Below are 1,534 nucleotides of genomic sequence, written 5' to 3' on the forward strand. Positions count from 1 at the left end.
GCCCCATATACCAGACGAAACCGACCGGCCGACCGGACTCTGCCCTCGCCTCGGCGATGGCATATTGCGGATCGGTGAGGACGAAGTAGCCGATGGCCTGCTGCAGAACCGGCCAATGCGCGATGCGCCGGCCGATGCCGGCGGAATAGAGCACGTGGCGGAAATTCACCGCGAAGATCGACAGCACGACCAGCCACGGCGCGACATGCTGGCCGAACAGTTCGATGCCCACCATCTGGCTGGCGCCGCCATAGATCATGGCGCTCATCAGGAAGGCTTCAAGGGCGGAAAAGCCGTTGTCGACGGCTAAAGCGCCGAACAGGACCGCGAACGGCGCCGAGGCAACGACCACCGGCATCGACAGCCGCACGCCGTCCCAGAAATCGCTCTGCGCACGGCCTTCGGAGATTGCTTCCGCTGACATCCAACTGCTCCCTCATGCATGTCGCCCAGAAGTGCGCAGCGGTTCTGGGACAACGACATGCATCAAAACAAGGACTTAAAGCGCGTCGCCTGAATCCATTTCAGGAGACGCGCTTTAAGCCGCCTGATGTAGGGAGCGCCGCCTTGCTTGTCACACCAATTCGCTTGAGCCGACGATCAGCGGAACTGATCGCGAAACCGCTTTCCGACTATCCCGCCCGGCCCTCGATCGCCCTGCCCCAATCGAGCAGCGGCCTGGCGCGCGAGGTGAAATCGACGAGATCGTCGACCAGCCCGGCCGAATAAATCGTCGCCGGATCGATGTCGTGCCGGACCACGAAATGCCGGTTGCGCACCGCCTGTACGAGATCGTCATCTGTCACGTCCTCGAAGCCGCGCGGCGCGCGCTTCAGGCGATCTTCCGCATCGAGTTCCAGGCCGGCCTTCTTCAGCGCCGCCACCATGCCGCGGAACGCCGCCGGTTTCGTCACGATCGCCTTGCGCATCGCCTGCAGCAGTTCCGGGCTCGGCTGCCACCAGGCGACACCGGCAAAGCACCGCTCGAGCCCGATATGCACGTAGAAGACGCCCTGCTCCATCTTGGTGCCATCCGGTGACAGGATGGCCGACAGATGCCGGTTGTAGGGCCGCTTGTCCTTGGAGAAGCGCACGTCGCGATTGATGCGGAACAGCGACTTCTTGCGATCGCCGCGCAGCCCAAGTCCGGCCGCGGTGAAGCGCTCTGTCAGCGTTTCCACGAGATCGCAAAACGGCTTATGCAGTTGGCTTTCATAGAGGTCGCGGTTCTCCTGGAACCACTCCCGGCTCTGATGAAAGTCGAGCGCCTTCAGGAACGGGATGGCCTTCTGCCCAAACCCCTTGAACGCGCCGGCCATCAGCCGCCCCTGCCGATGCGCTGCAACCAGGTATCTTCGTCGATCACCTCGATGCCGAGATCGGTCGCAACCTTCAGCTTGGAGCCGGCGCCGGGCCCCGCCACCACAAGATCGGTCTTCGCCGAAACCGAGCCCGCGACCTTGGCGCCGAGACGCTCCGCCATTGCCTTGGCCTCGGAGCGCGTCATCTTTTCCAGCGTGCCCGTGAACACCAC

The 1,534-nt window shown here is 63.4% G+C and carries 3 protein-coding genes; all 3 read right to left on the reverse strand.

The genetic code is table 11. The annotated features are described in order from the left end of the window. On the reverse strand, nucleotides 1–424 hold a 424-nt coding region (locus EOA29_RS36105; protein WP_189479108.1), incomplete at its 3' end, for an AzlC family ABC transporter permease. Between the two features lie 208 nt (nucleotides 425–632). Continuing rightward, on the reverse strand, nucleotides 633–1,319 hold the full coding sequence (locus EOA29_RS36110) for a TIGR02453 family protein (protein ID WP_126093098.1): 687 nt from the start codon (nucleotides 1,317–1,319) through the stop codon (nucleotides 633–635). Next, nucleotides 1,319–1,534, reverse strand: a 216-nt coding sequence (locus EOA29_RS36115) for a BRCT domain-containing protein (RefSeq protein WP_145970032.1), incomplete at its 5' end; no start/stop codon positions are given. The genes EOA29_RS36115 and EOA29_RS36110, both read right to left, overlap by 1 nt.

The sequence above is a fragment of the Mesorhizobium sp. M1E.F.Ca.ET.063.01.1.1 genome, assembly GCF_003998155.1.
Taxonomy (GTDB): domain Bacteria; phylum Pseudomonadota; class Alphaproteobacteria; order Rhizobiales; family Rhizobiaceae; genus Mesorhizobium.

Excerpts from the sequence above, each read along its gene's own strand:
- EOA29_RS36110 (WP_126093098.1), bottom strand. The coding sequence starts at position 1,319 with ATGGCCGGCGCGTTCAAGGGGTTTGGGCAGAAGGCCATCCCGTTCCTG.